Raw genomic sequence first — 21,054 nt, 5'->3', positions numbered from 1 at the left:
GGTTCCTTTTGGAACCCTAGAGTTACGGGGAAGGGCGAATGTCGCCGCGCGTTCAAGTTTATGTTATTGCGGCATTGCTCGCATTGATCGGGGCGGGTCTCACCGCTTACAAACATTTCGAATTAGGTTTTCCTCTGCTGCCGGGTGAATACCGTACTGTCTGGACCATTGAGGCCAAAGTGGGTTTTGATGCGGAGGGCGGCCCGGTAAAAGCTGCGCTGACTTTGCCCCGTGAGCAACGCAATATGGAAATCCTCGGCGAGACTTTCAGTTCCTCCGGTTTTGGCTTTTTTATCGCCCGGGAAAATGATGAGTATCGGGCAGTTTGGACGCGCCGCTCCGCCGAGGGGCCCCAGTCCCTGTTCTATCGCTTGGATGTGTACCAGACTCCCGGTGCGGCGCTCGAACAGCCTTTGAATCTCAGCACCCAGGTACAGAAACCTTTCCTCGGTGCACGGGAGCAAGAAGCCGTGCGCCTGGCGATTGATTCGTTGGTTAAGCAGGCCCGCGAGCGCTCCTCCGACGTGGAATCTTTCACCACTCAATTGCTGTTTGAGCTGAACGACGATGGTAACCAGGATCGCAACCTGGTCTTCCGCCACTACACCGATAAATCCCTGGTGGATGTCGCTCTGCTGATGCTGGCCACCGCCGATATTCCAGCGCATCGCATCCGCGGCCTCTACCTTGAGGACGACCGTCGCCGCCTTGCTCCAGAGGATCTGCTCGAAGTTTACGATGGTCAGCGCTGGATTGTTTTCGAGCCAAGCAGCGGCTTGCCCGGAATTCCAGAAAACTTCTTTATCTGGCAGCGCGGTGGCAAGAGTCTGCTGGACCTGGAGGGTGGCCGCAATTCGCAGGTGACTTTCTCGGTCATTTCCAATGACGTGCCTGCACGGGATGTCTCCATGCGTAGCACAAAGGGCGAAAAAGAGGCACTGGTGGATTTCTCCATCTACAGCCTGCCCATTGAGCAACAAAGTATCTTTAAATTGATTTTACTGGTGCCGGTAGGTGCCCTGGTGGTGGTGCTGCTGCGCATCTTTGTCGGCTTGCGCACCTCCGGTACCTTTATGCCGGTACTCCTGGCAATAGCCTTTATTGAAACTCAGCTGCTCACAGGGCTATCAATTTTTGTATTGATCCTGGTGCTCGGATTGTGGGTGCGTTTCTACTTGAGTCGGCTCAATTTGCTCCTTGTGTCGAGGATCGCCGCCGTGGTAGTCACGGTGGTGCTCATTATGGGGGTGATCAGTGTGGTCAGTTATAAGCTCGGAATTGAGCAGGCACTGACGGTGACCTTCTTCCCGATGATTATTTTGGCCTGGACCATTGAGCGCATGTCCATCGTTTGGGAGGAGGATGGCCCCTACGAGGTAATTGTACAGGCCGGCGGTAGCCTGCTGGTGGCTGTTTTGGCCTGGTGGGTGATGACTAACCGCTATGTGGAACACTGGACCTTTAATTTCCCCGAGCTGTTGCTGGTGTTGTTGGCCTTTATCCTGGTTGTGGGTAACTACACCGGTTATCGCCTCAGCGAGCTGATGCGTTTCCGGCCTCTGATTAAGTAGGGGGTTGCGATGCTTCAATTTTCATTCAAGCACATCATCAACAAGGTTCGCGGTGGTATGGTTTCGCCGATGGCCCTGAATGAGATGGGCATACTCGGGATGAATGCACGTAATATCAATTACATTGCGCGCTACAACGATCGGGAAAAATTCCCAATTGTCGACGACAAGCTGAACACTAAGCGAGCGGCCAAGCGCGCAGGCATACCAGTGCCGGAATTGATCGCGGCCTTTGAAACTCCGGCCAGCCGCAAGCGCGTGATGGAAGTGATCGATCCCTTGTGGAAGTTTGTAATCAAGCCCGCACGCGGTTCGGGGGGCAAAGGTATCCTGGTCATTGCCGGTCGCGATGGGGATAAGTACAAGAAGATTTCCGGCTCTGAAGTTGAAGCCCTGGATATTCTGCGTCACGTTAACAATATCCACAGTGGCCTCTACAGCCTCGGCGGCAAGCCTGACCGGGTAATGGTGGAGGCTCTGGTGGATTTTGACCCGGTGTTTCAGGATTACTCTTTTGAGGGAGTACCGGATATTCGCGTGATTGTGTTTCGCGGTTTTCCGGTGATGGCAATGCTGCGCTGTTCTACCCATAGCTCCGATGGTAAAGCCAATCTGCACCAAGGCGCTGTAGGAGTGGGTATCGACCTGGCCACAGGCAAGAGCTGCCACGCTGTACAGCGCGGCCTACGCATCCAGCACCACCCGGATACCAAGATGTCTTTCGGTGAGCTGAAGGTTCCGGGTTGGTACGATCTGGTGCGTCTGGCGGCGAGCTGTTATGAAATGACCGGTCTCGGCTATCTCGGTTGCGATATCGTCTTGGATCGCGAGCGCGGTCCGCTATTACTCGAAGCCAATGCTCGTCCCGGTCTCGCAATACAGGTAGCTAACGGTGTGGGTCTGCGCCAGCGTCTGCGCTTTATCGAGGGGCTGGATGAAGAGATGCTCGAGAAAGGGGTGGACGAGCGGGTGGCGTATTCCATGCGTGAATTCGCCGCGGAAAAAACCCTTTAACCCACTCGAAGGCAGTTGCCTATTGCGATTTTCCAGTATTTTCGCAGCACTGTTAGGAGGATGTGGCTGAGTCCGTCTGGCACTGCTTTATCAGTCTACTCAGACGCCGGCTCTGCATTTTCAAGCCGAACTCTAACTCCTTAACCTTATTTTGAATTGCCAGCGAACGCCACTTCTCCGCGATCTTATCCCCGCGGCACTGGGCGCGCTGTAACTGCAGGTTTTTCCAGTTTTCCAGAGCCCTGGCGAATTGTATGGCCTCGTTCTCCAATAGTTTTAACCAGTCCTCCCGGTGTGCGCTGCCTCCGAGCTTCTCCTCCGCCTGGCTGAACTGCACCGACAGTTTGGCTTTCTGTATTTGTACCGCTGAGGGGGTTTTCAGGTCGTTGGTAATACCGATCCAACTGAATAGCTTGATCATCCATTTAGTTGGGTCGTATGCAAACCAGCCAACGCCATTGCGATAATCCGCAGGAAAGGCGTGGTGGTAGTTGTGGTATCCCTCACCGAAAACCAACAAGTTCAGGAAGATATTATCTCGCGCACTGATATCGTTTTTGTAGGGGCGTTTGCCCCACATGTGCGCCAGGGAGTTGACCAAAAAAGTTGTGTGGTGGTTGACTACGATACGGAGTATTCCTGCGAGTAATAGCATGCCGATCACATCGCCGGTGAGAAGCCCAAGCGCTAAAGGAATGCCCAGGTTCATACTGAGGGTGATGGGGATATAGTGATTGTGTTGCCACATCACGATCTTGTCGCGCTTTAGATCCCCGACATTTTTATAATCCAAGTGGCTGCTTGGATATTCGTGCATCATCCAGTCGATATGTGAAAACCAGAAGCCGCGCATTGCTGAGTAGGGATCGCGATCATTGTCATCAATATGGCGGTGGTGCAAGCGGTGCGCAGCGCTCCAGGTCAGGGTGGAGTTTTGTAGGGCAGCCGCGCTGAACAAGGCAAAGAACAGGCGTAGAGACCAGTGGGCTTTATAGCTTCTGTGGGACCAGAGCCGGTGATTGCCTGCTGTTACCGAGAGACTGCACAAGGCGGCTAATAGAGCGAAGGCGAGCCACTGGTACCAGTGATATCCAACCATCAGCCCGTAGATGGGCACGGCGGTCAGGGCCAGGAAACCTGTACTGGCAAACAGCACTGTGGGAACCCAAAAGCATTTGCGCTTAGTTGTGGATGTTGGTGAAGCAGTATTCATAATTCGAGCCTGTTTGTGAAACGGCCTCGGGAAGCCCCGTATAGTTAGTGGCGCAGTTTTTCTATGATGTTATTTGGCGGTGTATTTCTGGGGATAATTTCCAATTACCAATACGACGCTACACAGAGAATATAGATAATTATTTTGAGGAGGCGCAGTGGGCTTTTTACCGTCATCCATACTGCCAAGTGCTGCCCAGCCAGCTGAGACCCTTTCGCGGGAAAGGCGTGATGGGAGTTGTGATAGCCCTCGGCAAAAGCAAAAGCATGGATAACAGAGTTGTCCAGGGCCGCAATATCGCCCTGAATTTTCTTTTGCCCCAGTGGTGCCCCATTGAATTGAGAGAGAAGGCGGCATGGTGATTGATTACCATGCGCAAAACACCTGCCAGCAAAAACATGGCGACAATATCTCCGGTAATCAGACCGAGGATTAGGCCGAAAGCAAAGTTCATACTGGCGGTGATCGGCACATAGTGGTGGTGTTGCCTCATCACAATGTCGTCCTGCTAAAGGCCTTTGGCATTGTTGTAGTTTTTTCTACCTAAGGGATGTTTTTGGATCATCCAATCTAGTGGCGCACAGAATTTCTCAGAGGGATTTTTTTACATCAGGCCTCTAGTGGTTGCTGTCCTTGGCAGGTTGCGCCTCTTTTTGGTGCGATATTTAGGTTTTTTGGCACTTGTTGGTTCATATTGCTTGGTCGCCAGGAAAAAAAAGAGATCGGCCACCGCAAAATCCTACGAGAAGTTGGCATACCGATTGCAGTATTAGAAGCGTACGGGACGCATGACCCGTACTTCGGGGAGTTTGCATGGGGTTATGGCAAACCGTTTCCAATGAGGAACTCCCCGTTTTCTCTCATCATCGCTGATTATGGCCCCGCTTTGCGGGGCCTTTTTTATTCTTCTATCCCTATTTCCAAGCGCTCCCGCTCGAAAAAAATTTTATTTTTGTGACTCTGTGTGGAATTCTGATTGGCACTAATGCTTGGTAAATAGACGCCCTTTTCGCGCCTAGGTATAAATGCCCTTTTTTTGCCAGCAATGCCAACGAATCGAGTTAAGCGTGTCCGAATTTCAGAACCCCGTTCCGCCCCATCTCCCTTTCCTGCTGGCAACTCCAGAGGAGTTGCACTCTCTGGATGTTCTGGAGCTCACACACCAAACCGGTCGCCTGCAGGGGCTGATGATGGATGTGGATTGCGGCCTGTGGGAGTGGCACCTAAATAGTGGCGCCCAGCGCGCTCAGGGGGATATCTGGCATTTGTTTGCCGATAGTGCTGATCGCGCCCTTCAGGGTCTGTGGTCTGGCGCCGAGTTGCATCCGGTGCATTCTGATGAGCGTCACCGCATTTTTGCGTTACGCAAAAGGATCGCCAGCGAGGGTGGCTACTTCGACATCGCTTTTCGCGCCTACGACATCTCCGGACAAATGCGCTGGCTGCGCTTTTGTGGCCGGGCTACCACCAGTGCCGATGGCAGCGAGGTGATCGCGATTGGCACTTGTGCCGATTATAGCGAGGCACTTTCGCAGCGCTATCTGACCAATCTACCCAGTGAGCGGCCACTGCAGGCGTTGTCCGGGGTGGGAGATGGTTTGTGGGAATGGGATTTACGAGCCGATGAAATGGTACTCGATGACGCCTGTTGGGGGATTCTTGGCTACGAGGTGAGCCCGATTCGCAGTATTGGGCGCTCTGCTGCGGAGCAATGGAAAGCGCGTATTCTCACCGAGGATATAGCCAGGGTGGAACAATCGATGTTGGACCATGTGCGCGACCGGCTGCCCCTGGATGTGGAATTCCGCCTGTGGCGCTCCGATGGCAGCTTGGTTTGGGTTCGCTGTCGCGGCAAGGCCCAACTGGACAGCCGCGGTCAACCGGTGCGGGTGTTCGGGGTTTTGCAGGATGTTAGCGCTGGACGTGAGAGCCAGGCGCGGCTGGAACGGGAGTTGCACCAGCAGCGCGAGGAAAATGCCCATCGAGCCGATCTTTTGTTCAGCCTGAGCCATGAGCTGCGGACCCCTCTCAACGCCATTTTGGGATACAGCCAAATGGTGGAGTTGGATCAGAGCTTGAATTCCGACCAACGCCAGCGGCTGGGGGAGATTCGCCGAGCGGGTCAACACCTATTGCACCTGGTGGGGGATGTGCTGGAGCTCGCCCGTATCGACAGTCGGCGGCTCGGCCCCTCAATGGAATCGGTGCGCCCGGTGGAATTAGTGGCCGAATGTAAGCGCCTGCTGGAACCACTGGCGGAGACCCGCCGGGTCAGTCTGGTCTACGAGCCTCTCGGCTGGGAATCCGCCTATATCTGCGCAGACCCAGTTCGTTACAAACAGGTGGTTCTAAACCTCGCCGGCAATGCAGTGAAATACAATCGGGATAACGGCAGGGTTATTATTAATTTTACTCCTCAGGCAGAGGGCTGGCTGCGCTTAAGTATTCTCGATACCGGTAAGGGCATTTCTCCGGATCGGCGCAGCGAGGTGTTCGAGCCCTTTAATCGTTTGGGGGAGGAAAAGGGCCATATAGAGGGGACCGGCGTGGGTCTGGCAATTGCCAAGCGGCTCACCGAGGCTATGGGTGGGCGAATCGACTTTGATAGTCAGGAGGGGCAGGGCTCAGTTTTCTGGATCGAATTCCCTATGATCGATGCGCCCGATGCCCTTATGAGCTTTTCCGCTCATCCACAGGAGCCTCCGCAGTTGCCGGAGGGGCGCGTGTTACTTGTGGATAACCGCCCTGCTGCGGCCGACCAGCTAAAGGAAATGCTGAAGGAGAGTCCCCAGGTTCAGTGCCTGATTGCCACCGATGTGGTGGAGGCAATTTTTATCGCGCGAACGCAGCGTCCCGATGTACTGTTGTTTCACAGTGAGGTGCCGGGCATGTCCGCTGCGGACCTAATCTCTATTTTGCAGGAGGATATCGCCACCAGAGCCATGCGCTTTGTACTGGTTGGTGAAAAACCCAGTGGGGAGAACTATCCGGCACTGCCGGCAGAGTTTGACTTTATGCAGTTGTCGCGTGTGCTGGCGGAAACCCTTGGGCGGGCCGGTCGGTCAGTTTAGCGGCACCGTAACAGCTGGCCCGGCAGTCGCCGGGCCAGTGAAGAATGAAGCTTAGCGCACGGAGCCCAGGTGCTTACCGACGATCTGCACCAGCGGCTTGAAGACTTTGGGGGTGGCACAGACCAGATTGCCGGATTCCAGGTAGTCCTCTCCACCGCGGAAGTCGCTGATTAAACCGCCGGCCTCTTTGACCAGTAGCGAGCCTGCAGCGATATCCCAGGTATTCAGATACATCTCCCAGAAACCGTCGAAGCGCCCGGCCGCTACATAGGCCAGGTCCAGTGCGGCGGCGCCGGGGCGGCGGATGCCGGCGGTCTGCCCGGCGATCTCTTTCAAAGCGCCCAGGTAGGGGTCGATGTTTTCCAGAGCGGGGCCATTGAAGGGTAGGCCGGTGCCAATTAGAGCGCCGCGCAGGCCCTGGCGGGGGGAAACGCGGATGCGACGGCCGTTAAGGGCCGCGCCGCGACCGCGGCTCGCGGTGAATTCTTCGCGCTTAATCGGGTCGAGTACCACCGCGTGCTCAATGCGGCCGCGATAGCGGCAGGCGATAGATACCGCAAACTGGGGTACGCCGTGGATAAAGTTGGTGGTGCCATCGAGGGGGTCGATAATCCACTCGTAGTCGGGCTCGGCACCTTCGATCAGGCCGCTCTCTTCAGCGCGGATGCTGTGCTTGGGGTAGGCTTTGCGCAGGTGATAAATAATCTCCTGTTCGCTGGCCTTGTCCACTTCGGTGACGAAATCGTTGCGCGCCTTTTCCTCGAATTTCATCAGGTCGCCGCGCTCCCAGGCCCGTTCGATCAATTCTCCGGCCTTGCGCGCCGCGCGCAGGGCAATATTTAGCATGGGTTCCATAACTATTCCGCACTAAGTGGTTGAAGTGGTTAAAAAGCAGACCGCGGGTTAACCGCAGCGGACGCGATTGTATGGATTCCCGCTCCTTTTTGCTACACTCGCGCGCCCCCATGACACCGAATTATTACTTTCAGTATGGCCAAGTCCCCATTAGACACGACTCCGCTCAGTGCGCTCGACAATGTGCGTGTGGTTCTGGTTAACAGTGCCCACCCAGGAAATATTGGCGGCGCGGCGCGCGCCCTGAAGAATATGGGCCTGAGCCAGCTCTATCTGGTTGCACCGCGGGAATTCCCTGCGGCCAATGCCGTATGGCGCGCCGCTGGTGCGGCGGAGCTGCTCGACAGTGCAGTAGTAGTGGACACTCTGGAAGAGGCGGTGGCGGATTGCGGCCTGGTGGTGGCCACCAGTGCCCGCGAGCGACGTATTCCCTGGCCTCTGCTGACACCGCGCCAGTGCGGTGAGCGCGCAGTGGCCGAGGCCTCCAGCCACCCGGTGGCGCTGGTGTTTGGTCGCGAAGACCGCGGCCTGACCAATGAAGAGCTTCAGGCGTGCAATTACCATGTGCATATTCCGGCCAACCCCGAGTACAGCTCTCTAAACCTGGCGACCGCCGTACAGGTGCTTTCTTATGAGGTGCGTATGGCGGCGCTGGAAGCAGAGAAAGGCGAGCCTGTGAGTTATGCAGACTGGGATCGCCCACCGTCCAAAGCCAGCGATATGGAGCTCTATTTTGAGCACCTCCAGCAAGCTTTAGGTGAACTGGGCTTTATCGATCCGGATAACCCTCGCCAGACTATGACCCGACTGCGTAGGCTGTACAGCCGTGTGCGCCCGGATGATATGGAGCTGGGTATCCTGCGCGGCATGCTCACCTCCATCCAGAACTATATTCACCGCTCTGGTGGCAAGGGGCGCCCAGACTAGTTGAGTACCCGAGTACTTTGCTTGGTTATATACTTGACTAAGGTGCTGGGTTATTTCATACTCGCGCCCCGATCGGAAAAGGGCTGTTCATCAGTTGGGAGCTGGTATGCGTTTAACAACCAAAGGCCGCTATGCGGTAACCGCCATGCTGGATCTGGCGTTGCATGCAGAGCGTGGGCCGATCAGCTTGGCAGATATTTCCAAACGGCAGGGCATCTCCCTGTCCTATCTGGAACAGTTATTTTCCCGCCTGCGGCAATCCGGACTGGTGTCCAGTGTGCGCGGCCCCGGCGGTGGTTATCGTCTAGCCCGCGATGGCGAAGAAATTTTTGTGGCTCAGATCATTGATGCAGTCAATGAATCGGTGGATGCCACCAGCTGTGGCGGCAACGCCGATTGCGCCAATGGCGAACAATGTCTGACCCATTACCTCTGGTCAGACCTGAGTGATCAGATTCACGGTTTCCTGAGCGGAATCAGCCTGGCCAACTTGGTGTCTCGCGCCGAGGTACAGGAAGTGGCACGCCGCCAGGATATGCGCGAAGCGCCGGAAGAGCGGGTCGCCGTACTCGGCGGCTTGTAAATATCGGTCACAACTGTGGCCAAAGCGGAATATTTGAGAATTATTGAGCGGAAACGGTATGACTATGAAGCTTCCCATCTACCTGGATTATTCAGCTACCTGCCCGGTTGACCCGCGTGTCGCTGCAAAGATGGCAGAGCAGCTGACGATGGAAGGCAACTTCGGTAACCCGGCTTCACGGTCTCACCTGTACGGCTGGAAAGCCGAAGAGGCGGTGGAAAATGCCCGTCGTCAGGTGGCTGAGCTGATTAATGCTGACCCCCGCGAGATCGTCTGGACCAGTGGTGCCACCGAGTCCGATAACCTGGCGATTAAAGGTGCGGCGCACTTCTATCAGGGCCGCGGCAAGCACATCATCACTTCCAAGATTGAGCACAAGGCAGTACTAGACACCTGTCGCCAGCTGGAGCGTGAAGGCTTCGAAGTAACCTATCTGAACCCCCGTGAAGACGGTATCGTGACCCCGCAACAGGTTGAGGAAGCGCTGCGTGAGGACACCATTCTGGTGAGCCTGATGCACGTGAACAACGAAATCGGTGTAATTAACGATATCGCCGCCATCGGTGAGCTGTGTCGCTCGCGCAAAATTATTTTCCATGTGGACGCGGCGCAAAGCGCAGGCAAACTGCCTATCGACCTGCAGGAGATGAAGGTCGATCTGATGTCCTTCTCCGCCCACAAAATCTACGGCCCCAAAGGTATCGGCGCACTGTATGTACGCCGCAAACCCCGCGTCCGTCTGGAAGCGCAGATACACGGTGGCGGCCACGAGCGCGGTATGCGTTCCGGCACTCTGCCGACTCACCAGATTGTTGGTATGGGTGAAGCCTTCCGCATCGCCAAAGAGGAAATGGTGCAAGAGGGCGAGCGTCTGGTTTCCCTGCGCAACCGCTTCTGGGATCAGATCAAAGATATGGAAGAAGTCCATATCAATGGTTCCGCCGAACAGCGTGTACCGGGCAACTTGAACGTGAGCTTTGCCTTTGTAGAGGGCGAGAGCCTGATTATGTCCCTGCGCGACCTGGCAATTTCCTCCGGTTCCGCCTGTACCTCCGCCAGTCTCGAGCCCAGCTACGTGCTGCGTGCCCTGGGAGTAAACGATGAGCTGGCGCACAGCTCCCTGCGTTTCAGCTTCGGCCGTTTCACCAGCGAGCAGGACGTGGACACCGCCGCGGCCGCCGTGCGCAAGGCAGTGGAGAAACTGCGTGAATTGTCGCCGCTTTGGGATATGTACAAAGACGGTGTGGACCTGAACAAGATTGAATGGGCCGCTCACTAAGCGCGCACAAGAGTTAGGAGAAAAGTCATGGCCTATAGCGATAAAGTAATTGACCACTACGAACACCCCCGCAATGTCGGGCGCATGGACGACAAGGCGGACAATGTAGGCACCGGTATGGTGGGTGCGCCCGCTTGTGGTGATGTGATGCGCTTGCAGATCCAGGTGAACGACGCGGGTGTGATTGAAGACGCCAAGTTCAAAACCTACGGTTGCGGTTCCGCTATCGCCTCCAGCTCCCTGCTCACCGAGTGGGTGAAAGGTAAGACGATCGATGAGGCGGAGCAGATCAAAAATACCGCTATCGCCGAGGAACTGGCGCTGCCACCGGTGAAAATTCACTGTTCCGTGCTGGCCGAAGATGCAATCAAGGCCGCTGTACGCAACATCCGTGAAAAGCGCGGTGAGTCTGCCGAAGCCGCTGATGCGCCGGAATCCGCCGCAGGTTAACCACCGGGCCCAGGGCCCAATAGCAGTGAAGGTATTGTTTTGGCTATTACTATGACCGAGGCCGCTGAGGCTCATATCAAGAGTCAGCTGGCCAAGCGCGGTAAGGGAATTGGCATTCGTGTGGGTGTTAAGACCGCCGGGTGTTCAGGCCTTGCCTATGTACTGGAATTTGTCGATTCGGCAGAGGCCGAAGACGTGGTATTCGAGCAGGATGGAGTAAAGCTGATCGTAGACCCCAAGAGTCTGGTTTACCTGGATGGTACCCAGCTCGATTTCGTTAAAGAAGGGCTCAACGAAGGCTTCACCTTCACCAATCCCAACGTCAAAAACGAGTGTGGCTGCGGCGAGAGTTTCCACGTCTGAGCGTGGCCCGCTTCAGCGAGGCCGGATGCACTGCGCATGCCGGCCTTTTTATTGGCCCGGCAGTTGCCGGGTGCGGCGCCGCCGCCCAGTTTTTAAGGCCCAGTGCCGGCAGGTGAACTGAGATGGCAACCAACCTGACCCATTTTGAAATATTCGGGCTTGACCCCGCCTTTGAACTCGATCGCAGTGCTCTGTCCGCACGCTATCGGGAATTGCAGCGGGAATTCCACCCGGATAAATACGCTTCCAAATCCGAGCGCGAACAGTTGCTCGCTATTCAAATGGCTGCGCAGATCAATGAAGCCCACACGGTACTTCGCGATCCGGTGCAACGCGCTGCTTACCTGCTCAAGTTGGCTGGGGTGGAAGTGCCACCTGAGCAGACTACCGCCGATACAGAGTTCCTGATGCAGCAGATGGTGCTGCGTGAGCGCCTGGAGGAAGTGCGCGAGCAAGCAAATCCCACTGTTGCCCTGGAGGAACTCGCCGAAGAGGTGGATGGCCTCTACCGCGGTGCGCAGCGGCAATTTGCTGAGACCTATGCCGCGGGCAAGTTCAGCGAAGCGGAAGACGCCCTGCGCAAGCAGCAATTCCTGGTCAAGCTGCAGTCGCAAGTGGAAGAGCTGGAAGCTGATCTGTTCGGCGATTAAACAAGCGCTACCAGAAAATAAACCGGGATCTGGCACAGGCGGTGCCAACGCGATAAATCCCGCTGATAGAAGAGATAAGTAATGGCATTACTGCAGATTTCCGAGCCGGGGCAGAGTCCCGACCCCCATCAGCGCAAATACGCGGTGGGCATCGATTTGGGCACCACCAACTCACTGGTGGCCACGGTGCGCAGCGGCTCGGCAGAGGCCATTGCGGCAGAGGATGGTAGTGTCATCCTGCCCTCGGCGGTGCACTACAGCCGCGACGGTATTACCGTTGGTAGCGAGGCGCGTCTGCGTGCTGCTGCTGATCCCTACAACACCATGCTGTCGATCAAGCGCTTGATGGGCCGTGGGGTCGCCGATGTAAAAAGCCTGGGCGAGCAGCTGCCCTATCATTTTTCCGATACCGATGGCGGCATGCCCACTATTGAAACTGCCGCCGGCCCGGTCAACCCGGTGCAGGTATCTGCGGAAATCCTTAAGAAGCTGGCCCAGCGTGGCCGCGATGCACTCTACGGCAAAGTGGATGGCGAGCTCGACGGCGCAGTGATTACCGTGCCGGCCTATTTTGATGATGCCCAGCGCCAGGCGACCAAGGACGCGGCCAAGCTGGCCGGCCTGAAGGTGCTGCGCCTGCTCAATGAGCCGACTGCCGCGGCGGTAGCCTATGGCCTCGATCGGGGGGAAGAGGGCGTGATCGCTGTCTATGACCTGGGCGGCGGCACCTTTGATATTTCAATCCTGCGGCTGTCCCGCGGTGTTTTTGAGGTAATGGCCACCGGTGGCGATACGGCCTTGGGTGGCGATGACTTCGACCGCATTATTGCGGCCTGGATCGCCGAGCAAGCGGGTTTGGGCACCGATCTGGATGCGTCGACTCAGCGGTTGTTGCTGGACAGTGCCTGCGCTGCTAAGGAATCCCTGAGTGATGCCGAGCAGGTAGAAATACACCATGGGGACTGGCGTGGCGTGCTCGACCGGGCGATCATGGCCTCGTTGCTGGATCCCATGATCGACAAGACCCTGCGCGCCTGCAAACGCGCCCTGCGCGATGCCGATATCGGTGTGGATGAAGTGCAGGAAGTGGTTCTGGTGGGTGGTTCCACTCGGACTTTGCGGGTGCGTGAGCGGGTCGAAGACTATTTTGGCCGTGCGCCCCACGCGGAGATCGATCCGGATCAAGTGGTGGCAATTGGTGCGGCCCTGCAGGCCGATGTGCTGGTGGGTAATAAATCCGACGACGACCTGCTGCTGCTGGATGTAATCCCGTTGTCTCTGGGTATTGAGACCATGGGTGGACTCACCGAGAAGTTGATTGCGCGCAATACCACCATTCCGGTGTCTAAAGCTCAGGAATTCACCACTTTCAAAGATGGCCAGACCGCCATGGCGATTCATGTGGTGCAGGGTGAGCGAGAGCTGGTTAGCGACTGCCGCTCGCTGGCACGTTTTGAGTTGCGCGGAATTCCTCCAATGGTGGCGGGTGCCGCTCATATTCGCGTGACCTTCCAGGTGGATGCGGATGGCTTGCTGTCGGTGACCGCCATGGAGAAGAGCAGTGGCGTTAGTGCAGATATCGTAGTGAAGCCTTCCTACGGCCTGGAGGATAAGGACATAGCGCGCATGCTGCAGGAATCCTATACCCACGCCGCCGAGGATATCGCTCTGCGTGCTTTGCGCGAGGTGCAGGTTGAGGCGGAGCGGACTTTAGAGAGCTTGCTGGTGGCCCTGCGTGAAAACGGTGCCGAGTTGCTGGAAGAGCATGAGCTGAGTGAGTTGGAGCATGCAATGGAAGCTCTGCGCCTGGCCCATAACGGGGGCGATGCCGATGAGATTCGTCAGCGTATGGAGACCCTTAACCAGCTGTCAGAGCCCTTTGCGGCCAAACGTATGGATGCTTCTATCAAGCGCGCCATGCGCGGCCACAGCCTGGATGAATTTGATAAATAAGCGGTGGGCGCCTAGCCCGCACAACTTGCGGCCGGGGCTTGCCCCCGTCGGATTGAGACCATAGAGAGTCAGTACCCATGCCGAAGATAGTATTTTTACCCCACCCAGAAATGTGCCCTGAAGGTAAAGTGGTGGAAGCGGAGAGCGGTGTTAGTGTAATCGATGCGGCACTGGCCAACGATATCGAGATCGAGCACGCCTGCGAGAAGGCCTGTGCCTGTACTACCTGCCATGTGATTGTGCGCGAAGGCTTCTACTCCCTGGAGGAGCCCGATGAGCTGGAAGAAGACCTGCTGGACAAGGCTTGGGGCCTGGAGCCCGAGTCGCGCCTGTCTTGTCAGGCGATCGTTGAAGATGAAGATCTGGTGGTGGAAATTCCCAAATACACCATCAACCAGGTATCGGAAAAGCACTGAGTACCGCGGGTAGTGAGGAAGCCAAAACAATGAAGTGGACCGATATTCACGATATCGCTATTGAGCTCTGCGAAGCCCATGAAGATGTGGACCCGCTCACCGTCAATTTTGTCGACTTGCGCAACTGGGTGATGGCGTTACCTGAGTTTGATGACGAGCCGGGCCGTTGTGGTGAAAAGATTCTGGAGGCTATTCAGGCCGCCTGGATTGAGGAACGCGAGTAGTCAGAATGGGTTTAAGGGGGTATTGGTATTGGAGTACAAAAGTCGATCAATACCCCGTATAATCCGCCGGCCGCGAAATGCGGTGATCAAAAATTGAGTACCCCCGGTGGGTATGAAAGGAATACTAGGGAAGAGCAACTGTGTAGGTTGCTCTTTCTATATGTAAGTTAAGTTACAAAAAATCAATTTGGAGATAACCATGGCCCTGGAGCGTACCCTTTCCATCATCAAGCCGGACGCAGTAGCCAAGAATGTAATCGGTGAAATCGAGAGCCGTTTTGAGAAAGCTGGCCTGAGCATCGTTGCCATGAAAATGGTTCAACTGTCCCGTGAAAAGGCTGAAGGTTTCTACGCTGAGCACAAAGAGCGTCCTTTCTTCAAAGACCTGGTTGACTTCATGACTTCCGGTCCGGTTGTTGTACAGGTTCTGGAAGGCGAGAACGCTATCCTGGCAAACCGCGATCTGATGGGCGCTACCAACCCGAAAGAAGCGGCTGCTGGCACCATCCGCGCTGACTTCGCTGACAGCATCGACGCCAACGCTGTACACGGTTCCGACTCCGCAGAGTCCGCTGCCCGCGAAGTAAGCTACTTCTTCGCCGACGACGAAATCTGCGCGCGCGCTTAATTAGCGCCACAAATCGCACCGGTCTGTCCGGACCGGTGCAATTCTTCCCCCGAGGTGAAATGAATGACCACAGAGAAAACCAACCTGCTCGGCCTTTCAGTAGAAAAGCTGGCCGCCTTTTTTGAATCATTGGGCGAGAAGCGCTTCCGCGCAGTTCAGGTTTTAAAGTGGATTCACCAGAATGGGGTTGATGATTTTGCTGAGATGACCAATGTCAGCAAGGCCCTGCGTCAAAAGCTGGCGGAAGTGGCCGAAGTCCGTGCCCCGGAAGTATTGAATCAGTGGGATTCTGCCGACGGCACACGCAAGTGGCTAATTAAAGTCTCCGGTGGCAATGCTATCGAGACGGTTTATATCCCCGATGGCGATCGCGGCACTCTGTGTGTCTCCTCCCAGGTGGGCTGTTCCCTGGATTGCAGTTTCTGTGCAACTGGTAAGCAGGGCTTTAACCGCGATTTAACCGCGGCAGAAATTATCGGTCAGGTGTGGATCGCCTGTAAGTCTTTCGGCCAGCTGGACCCGAAAGGACCGCGCAAAGTCACTAACGTGGTGATGATGGGCATGGGTGAGCCATTGCTCAATTTCGACAATGTGGTCGATTCCATGAACCTGATGATGGAAGATAATGCCTACGGTATTTCCAAGCGCCGCGTCACCCTGTCAACTTCCGGTGTCGTGCCCGCACTGGACCGCCTAGCCGATGTGACCGATGTGAGCCTGGCGATTTCCCTGCACGCGCCCAACGACGAATTGCGTAACGAGTTGGTGCCGATCAATAAGAAATACCCCATTGCGGTGTTGTTGGATTCCGCTAAGCGCTATATCGAGCGTATGCCGGATACGCACCGTAAAATGACCATTGAATACACGCTGATGCGCGAAGTTAATGATCGCCCGGAGCACGCTGAGCAATTGGCGGAGCTGCTGAAAGAGATTCCGGTGAAAATTAACCTGATTCCCTTTAACCCGTTTGAGCTGTCCGACTACCAGCGTGTGAGCAACAATGCTCTGCGTCGCTTCCAGCAGATACTGCTTGATAAGGGTTATACGGTTACCGTGCGCACTACCCGCGGCGACGATATCGATGCAGCCTGTGGCCAGCTGGCCGGCAGTGTTAACGACCGCACCCGTCGCTCCGAGCGCTACCGCAATGCAGAGCGCCCCGTCCGTATAGTCGGCTGATCACTCAATCCAGCCTGGATGATTTGCATAGCCACTTGCTAGCTTAGATCCGGGCTTGTCCTATCATTTCTGTAGGCCTTAGGGTCGTAATTCCTTTAAAGCCTCTCCATTTTTTTCTGATCTCCCTTTTATTGGTGTCAACCAAATCCCAGGATACTGCGTTAACAGTCCAGAACTTTACGAAAGTGGATGGAAAGGACTGTTAAATTTTATGCGTACTGAAAAAGTGGATTTTAAGGTGTCTGCCAATGTCCTATTGCGATATTTATTTTTAATACTCTGTATATCCTTGGCAGCTTGCAGTTCAGGATCATCTGGAGGTGATGATGATACTTCGACACCGAATACTGTAGAGGGTGATTCAGACTCAGACTCAGACTCAGACTCAGACTCAGACTCAGACTCAGACTCAGACTCAGACCCAGAGCCCGATCCGCAATCAGAGCGGGGTAGTGGGCCCGGTAAATTGATTGGCCATGCCTTTTCCGGGACCAGCATCGGCCTTGCTTGGGAGCGGGATGGTGAGACCTATTTTGTTTATCGCAATGGTGAAAGAGTCGCGCAAACCAGTAATAACTTTTTTGTCGATAAAAACCTCACGGTAGCGACTGAGTACAGCTACTTGCTAAATACGGTCGATACTGCCAGCGCCTCTGAGGCCGATCAGATTGTTGTTAAGACATTGGTAAATGACACGAATACTGGGCTAAATAACGGCACAGAAGACGATGTCTTAAACGAGCGTATATCCACTTTTGCCGAGTGTAAAAATGTCTCCAGCGCCCTGGATTTACTCGAGGAAGATCTTGATAACTGCCTGGCAGCAATGCTTGAGCTCAATCGCATGGCCTCTCTTGTTGAGGATATACGTGCTTTTGCCGCGCGTGTTCGCAGCGAGCAGGAACCAGCCATGGTCGAGCTGGGTATGCGCCTGTTCCACAATAAATCCCTGAGTGCCAATCAAGATGCTTCCTGCTCTTCTTGTCACCACCCGGCGATAGGTTGTGGTGGGGATGATCTATCAATGCCGGTTGGCATTAATGCGGTAGATAGTACGTTGCTAGGGCCGGGGCGCTCTGACGGTATTAATGAAGTGCCGATAGTGCCGCGGAATTCACCAGCGACCTGCAACACTTCGCTCTGGTCTCGTGGCCTGTTTTGGGACAACCGGGTTTCATTGAGTCCTAATGGTGTGTTGCGCACAGATTCAACGGACGTTACCCGAAATACTTCCTCCGCGGTAGGTTCTGGTTCCCTGGCACTACTGATGGCACAGGCACACTTCCCTGTTACAGCACCACCTGAGATGGGGGATATCGTCGACTTTGGCTACGATGATTCTGTCGACGAAAACTTTACTGCATACCGCGAAGATATATTGGCGGCGAATCTGGATATCGAAGCTTGGGGGCCGCTATTTACATCCGCTTTTGGTGATCCTGAGATTAACTTTAGCCGTATTGCCCAGGCTATTGCAGCTTATGAGGCGGTGCAGATATTTATAGATAATCCATTTTTTGCCTATGTCGAGGGCAATTTACAAGCGCTTAGCGCTGAAGAGAAGCGTGGTGCTATCACGTTCATGTCGAGAGATTCTGGCTGTACTTTCTGCCATAAGGGGGCCTTCTTTACTTCCGAGGCGCTGATGGCTGCCAACTATCCGCAGATTGGAATTGGTACTGACGAGAGTGGCAGTGGAGCCGATTTGGGTGGTGAGGGGTCTTTGGGTTTTGGAGCATTCCGAGCCCCAACTTTGTTAAATGTGGCGATTACCGGCCCCTGGGGACATAGCGGGCAGTTTGGCAGCTTGCGTAGAAACATCGAGCATTACAGGGATCAGGGTGTCTCAATTGCCAGTTACTTTGCCAATAATGAAATGTGTGATCTTGAACAGTTTAAAGATTTGCAGGATTGTCCCAGTAAAGTAGCGCCTAATGGTTTGGTTCTGTCCCAGGATATTCTTGCAGGGAATGATGGTGGTGGTGTCAACCGCCTGACTGATGATGAGATCGACCTTGTTGTCATTTTTCTGGGCACTCTCACTGACCCAGCCGCTGCCGATAGCAGCTCTAATGAGATTCAATTTTTGATTCCCCCTCGAGACGGTGGTCCGGATGGCAAACAGCTGGATGCTAGAAACCGGAATGGGGAGAGTTTGTAATTCCCTGTTTACCTTGTTTTATAGCCAAGTGAATAGCTAGAAAAAAGTCAAAAGTAAGGAGGGTATAGTTTTTATACCCTCATACTTATCTTTGCGATTTGTGAAATTAATTTTTTAGGCTGGGTCGCAGTATGGGCAAACTTAGCTTGTAGCCTTCTCAATACCGTTTTCTCTATTTCTTTAAACCCAGAGACAATTCACAGTATCCAATATCACTGTACCAGCATCAGTGCTTTGCGACTCTCTCAACAGAATTTGCCAAGTAAAAGCTTTAGGGTCATTACCTCTGTATCCCATGAAATTGACAAAAAAGTTCGGTTTCATGAAAAGTATTGTGAGGGCAGGCAACTCTTTCTGCTCCCCAAAAAACTACCTTTTAAAATGTTGGATAGTTCCAAAATATTAGCTTTTGGTGCCGTGTAGGGCACTAGTAGCTCCATTGTCTGTCCAGTGCTGTTCAAAACGATTTTTCAGTGGCGGAGTCGAGCTGTATTTATGAAAACCCAGAGCAATAATTTGCCGATATCATGCGCAGCACTGTTGCGATTAGTGCTACTGCCGCTTGTTCTGTTGGCAGTGGGCTGCAGTTCCGGTTCATCCGGTGGCGATGACAGCTCTGGCTCGGAAACGGTGGAAGCTGACACCGACGCTGGGGGAAATACCGATACAAACTCCGGTGGTGATGATACGGGCAATGGCGGCGACACAGATAATGACGATGATGCAGGCAATGGCGCAGGGACCGGGCAAGGCAATGCGCCGAAGGCCTTGATCGCCAATGCTTTTTCAGGAACGAGTATCGGCCTTTCCTGGCAGCGCGATGGGGCAACCTATGCTATCTATCGTGGCGGAGAAAAAATTGCCGAGACAGATAATCATTTTTATGTTGACCAGGGCCTTTCGATAAATACCGAGTACAGCTACTCAGTGACCAGTGGCGATGTGATCAGCGAGAATGAAACGGCCCGGGTCAATGCGAAAACACTAATCAATAATACGAATGGCGGCCTTAATAATGGTGCGGTTGCGGTACCGGTCCTCGAGCGCCTTGTGAACATTAGTGAATGTAAAAATGTTCGCAGTGCATTGAATTTATTAGATGAAGATCTGGATACCTGCCTGGCGGCCATGCTGGAATCGAACAACATGGCTGGGCATCTGGAAGATATGCGCGCTTTTGCTGCCAGGGTGCGAAGTGAACAAGACCCTGCCATGGTCGAGCTGGGTATGCGCTTGTTCTACAGTCAATCCCTCAGTGCCAATGGCGATGTAGCCTGTGCCTCCTGTCACCATGCTGCTATCGGCTGTGGCGGTGACAATCTCTCTATGCCCGTGGGTGTGAATCCATTAGATCCTGCATTGGTTGGCCCAGGCCGCTCTGACGGTATCAATGAGGTACCCATAGTACCCAGAAACGCTCAGCCGATATGTAATGTGGCATTGTGGAGTAGTGGGCTCTTTTGGGATAACCGGGTGGCACTTAACGATCGCGGTATCCGCACCGACTCACGGGACGTCAGCTTCAATACCGAAGCGGCGGTGGGTACTGGCACACTGGCCCTGATGATGGCGCAGGCGCATTTTCCCGTAACCAATCCTGCGGAAATGGGTGATGTTACTCAATTTGGTTACGATGCGAGTAGTGATAGCGGCACCACCGTTTACCGCGAAGATATAGTGGCGGCCAATCTGGGACGGGAATCCTGGAGTGGGTTATTTAACGCAGCTTTTGGTGACGACGAGATTACTTTCAGCCGTATTGCGCAGGCTATAGCCGCTTTTGAAGCAGTGCAGCTCTTTATCGACAACCCTTTCTTCGACTATGTAGATGGCGACTTGAATGCGCTCGATAATGATGAGAAGCGCGGTGCCATTACTTTTATGTCAGGGAATTCCGGCTGTACTAATTGCCATGCGGGTGCATTTTTTACTACTGAAGGGCCACGGCCTGCGAATTATCCACAAATTGGTATAGGTACCGATGAGAATGGCAGTGGCGCGGATCTGGGGGCGAACGGTGCTGGTGCCTTCCGTCCCCCAACACTACTGAATGTCGCGCTCACAGGCCCCTGGGGGCACAGCGGTCAATTTGCGACGCTACGCAGAAATGTCGAACACTATCGCGACCGTGCGGCATCGGTTAACCAGTATTACACCAATAGCGAAATGTGCGACTTGTCACAATTTTCTGGGTTAACAGATTGTGCCAGTAAGGTGGCGCCCAATGGCCTTGCGCTCTCCCAGGCAATCCTTGCGACCACCGGTGGTGATGCCGGAAATAATCTCAGCGATGCCGAGATCGACCTGGTCGTGCGTTTTCTTGAGACCCTGACTGACCCGGATGCGGCCAACACCTCTTCAAATTCCGTTCGCGCCCTGATCCCTACCCGCGACGGGGGTCCTGATGGCAAACAGCTGGATGCGAGGGATAGCTCCGGGAAGGAGCTCTAGCGGTGGTTTTATTACCGGTATTAACGAAATTTTCTGACTTTTGTGCAGGTTCCGCACTGCCCC

General features: G+C 54.6%; 19 protein-coding genes. 16 read left to right on the top strand and 3 right to left on the bottom strand.

Translation table 11 applies throughout. The annotated features are described in order from the left end of the window. Positions 1-38: 38 nt before the first annotated feature. Positions 39-1,571, top strand: a complete 1,533-nt coding sequence (locus ACJJI0_RS10830) for an inactive transglutaminase family protein (RefSeq protein ID WP_252084799.1) — start codon at positions 39-41, stop codon at positions 1,569-1,571. Positions 1,572-1,580: 9 nt separating this feature from the next. Beyond that, the gene (locus ACJJI0_RS10825) at positions 1,581-2,585 is read left to right on the top strand and encodes an alpha-L-glutamate ligase-like protein (protein ID WP_252084800.1); all 1,005 of its coding nucleotides are present in this window, start codon (positions 1,581-1,583) and stop codon (positions 2,583-2,585) included. A gap of 52 nt (positions 2,586-2,637) precedes the next feature. Here ACJJI0_RS10825 and ACJJI0_RS10820 read toward each other — a convergent pair whose 3' ends face one another. Both ACJJI0_RS10820 and ACJJI0_RS10815 read right to left on the bottom strand, forming a co-directional pair. Further along, entirely contained in the window at positions 2,638-3,798 is a 1,161-nt protein-coding gene (locus tag ACJJI0_RS10820; RefSeq protein ID WP_444885878.1) for an acyl-CoA desaturase, read from the bottom strand. Between the two features lie 172 nt (positions 3,799-3,970). Continuing rightward, positions 3,971-4,294 carry a hypothetical protein gene (locus ACJJI0_RS10815; protein ID WP_444885877.1) on the bottom strand — a complete coding sequence of 108 codons (324 nt, stop codon included), beginning with the start codon at positions 4,292-4,294 and terminating at the stop codon, positions 3,971-3,973. Between the two features lie 571 nt (positions 4,295-4,865). Between ACJJI0_RS10815 and ACJJI0_RS10810 the strand changes: the two genes are divergently transcribed. Further along, positions 4,866-6,869, top strand: coding sequence for a hybrid sensor histidine kinase/response regulator (locus ACJJI0_RS10810; protein WP_444885876.1), 2,004 nt, complete (start codon positions 4,866-4,868; stop codon positions 6,867-6,869). Between the two features lie 51 nt (positions 6,870-6,920). On the opposite strand, the gene ACJJI0_RS10805 is transcribed toward ACJJI0_RS10810, so the two are convergent. Continuing rightward, positions 6,921-7,724 carry an inositol monophosphatase family protein gene (locus tag ACJJI0_RS10805; RefSeq protein ID WP_252084804.1) on the bottom strand — a complete coding sequence of 268 codons (804 nt, stop codon included), beginning with the start codon at positions 7,722-7,724 and terminating at the stop codon, positions 6,921-6,923. A 135-nt stretch (positions 7,725-7,859) separates the two neighbouring features. Here ACJJI0_RS10805 and trmJ point away from each other — a divergent pair, with 135 nt between their 5' ends. The 13 genes from trmJ (at position 7,860) to ACJJI0_RS10740 (ending at position 20,991) form a co-directional block, all read left to right on the top strand. Continuing rightward, positions 7,860-8,651 (top strand): tRNA (cytosine(32)/uridine(32)-2'-O)-methyltransferase TrmJ, encoded by a 792-nt coding sequence (gene trmJ / locus ACJJI0_RS10800; protein WP_444885875.1) that lies wholly within the window; start codon positions 7,860-7,862, stop codon positions 8,649-8,651. A gap of 106 nt (positions 8,652-8,757) precedes the next feature. Further along, complete coding sequence (gene iscR / locus ACJJI0_RS10795; protein ID WP_252084806.1) at positions 8,758-9,234, top strand: Fe-S cluster assembly transcriptional regulator IscR; 477 nt, start codon at positions 8,758-8,760, stop codon at positions 9,232-9,234. 64 nt (positions 9,235-9,298) lie between these two features. After that, positions 9,299-10,513, top strand: coding sequence for an IscS subfamily cysteine desulfurase (locus tag ACJJI0_RS10790; RefSeq protein WP_252085971.1), 1,215 nt, complete (start codon positions 9,299-9,301; stop codon positions 10,511-10,513). A 27-nt stretch (positions 10,514-10,540) separates the two neighbouring features. Then, positions 10,541-10,963 carry a Fe-S cluster assembly scaffold IscU gene (gene iscU, locus ACJJI0_RS10785; protein ID WP_252084807.1) on the top strand — a complete coding sequence of 141 codons (423 nt, stop codon included), beginning with the start codon at positions 10,541-10,543 and terminating at the stop codon, positions 10,961-10,963. Between the two features lie 51 nt (positions 10,964-11,014). Beyond that, a complete protein-coding gene (iscA, locus tag ACJJI0_RS10780; RefSeq protein ID WP_435583629.1) occupies positions 11,015-11,326 on the top strand; it encodes an iron-sulfur cluster assembly protein IscA in 312 nt (103 codons plus the stop codon). A gap of 122 nt (positions 11,327-11,448) precedes the next feature. Next, positions 11,449-11,976, top strand: a complete 528-nt coding sequence (gene hscB / locus ACJJI0_RS10775; RefSeq protein WP_444885874.1) for a Fe-S protein assembly co-chaperone HscB — start codon at positions 11,449-11,451, stop codon at positions 11,974-11,976. An 81-nt stretch (positions 11,977-12,057) separates the two neighbouring features. Continuing rightward, on the top strand, positions 12,058-13,929 hold the full coding sequence (gene hscA / locus ACJJI0_RS10770; RefSeq protein WP_444885873.1) for a Fe-S protein assembly chaperone HscA: 1,872 nt from the start codon (positions 12,058-12,060) through the stop codon (positions 13,927-13,929). 77 nt (positions 13,930-14,006) lie between these two features. Beyond that, positions 14,007-14,345 carry an ISC system 2Fe-2S type ferredoxin gene (gene fdx / locus ACJJI0_RS10765; protein ID WP_152451921.1) on the top strand — a complete coding sequence of 113 codons (339 nt, stop codon included), beginning with the start codon at positions 14,007-14,009 and terminating at the stop codon, positions 14,343-14,345. A 29-nt stretch (positions 14,346-14,374) separates the two neighbouring features. Then, a complete protein-coding gene (iscX, locus tag ACJJI0_RS10760) occupies positions 14,375-14,569 on the top strand; it encodes a Fe-S cluster assembly protein IscX (RefSeq protein ID WP_444885872.1) in 195 nt (64 codons plus the stop codon). Positions 14,570-14,768: 199 nt separating this feature from the next. Beyond that, entirely contained in the window at positions 14,769-15,197 is a 429-nt protein-coding gene (gene ndk / locus ACJJI0_RS10755) for a nucleoside-diphosphate kinase (RefSeq protein WP_108731991.1), read from the top strand. Between the two features lie 63 nt (positions 15,198-15,260). Next, positions 15,261-16,379, top strand: coding sequence for a dual-specificity RNA methyltransferase RlmN (gene rlmN, locus ACJJI0_RS10750; protein WP_252084812.1), 1,119 nt, complete (start codon positions 15,261-15,263; stop codon positions 16,377-16,379). 211 nt (positions 16,380-16,590) lie between these two features. Then, positions 16,591-18,540: a cytochrome-c peroxidase gene (locus ACJJI0_RS10745; RefSeq protein WP_444885871.1), complete on the top strand. Its 1,950-nt coding sequence runs from the start codon at positions 16,591-16,593 to the stop codon at positions 18,538-18,540. 495 nt (positions 18,541-19,035) lie between these two features. After that, positions 19,036-20,991, top strand: coding sequence for a cytochrome-c peroxidase (locus ACJJI0_RS10740; RefSeq protein ID WP_444885870.1), 1,956 nt, complete (start codon positions 19,036-19,038; stop codon positions 20,989-20,991). Positions 20,992-21,054 lie beyond the last annotated feature (63 nt).

The sequence above is a fragment of the Microbulbifer mixtoriginis (SeqCode) genome, from assembly GCF_052466695.1.
The sequence above is the reverse complement of the archived record's forward strand: the minus strand, read 5'-3'. Positions and strand labels throughout refer to the sequence as shown.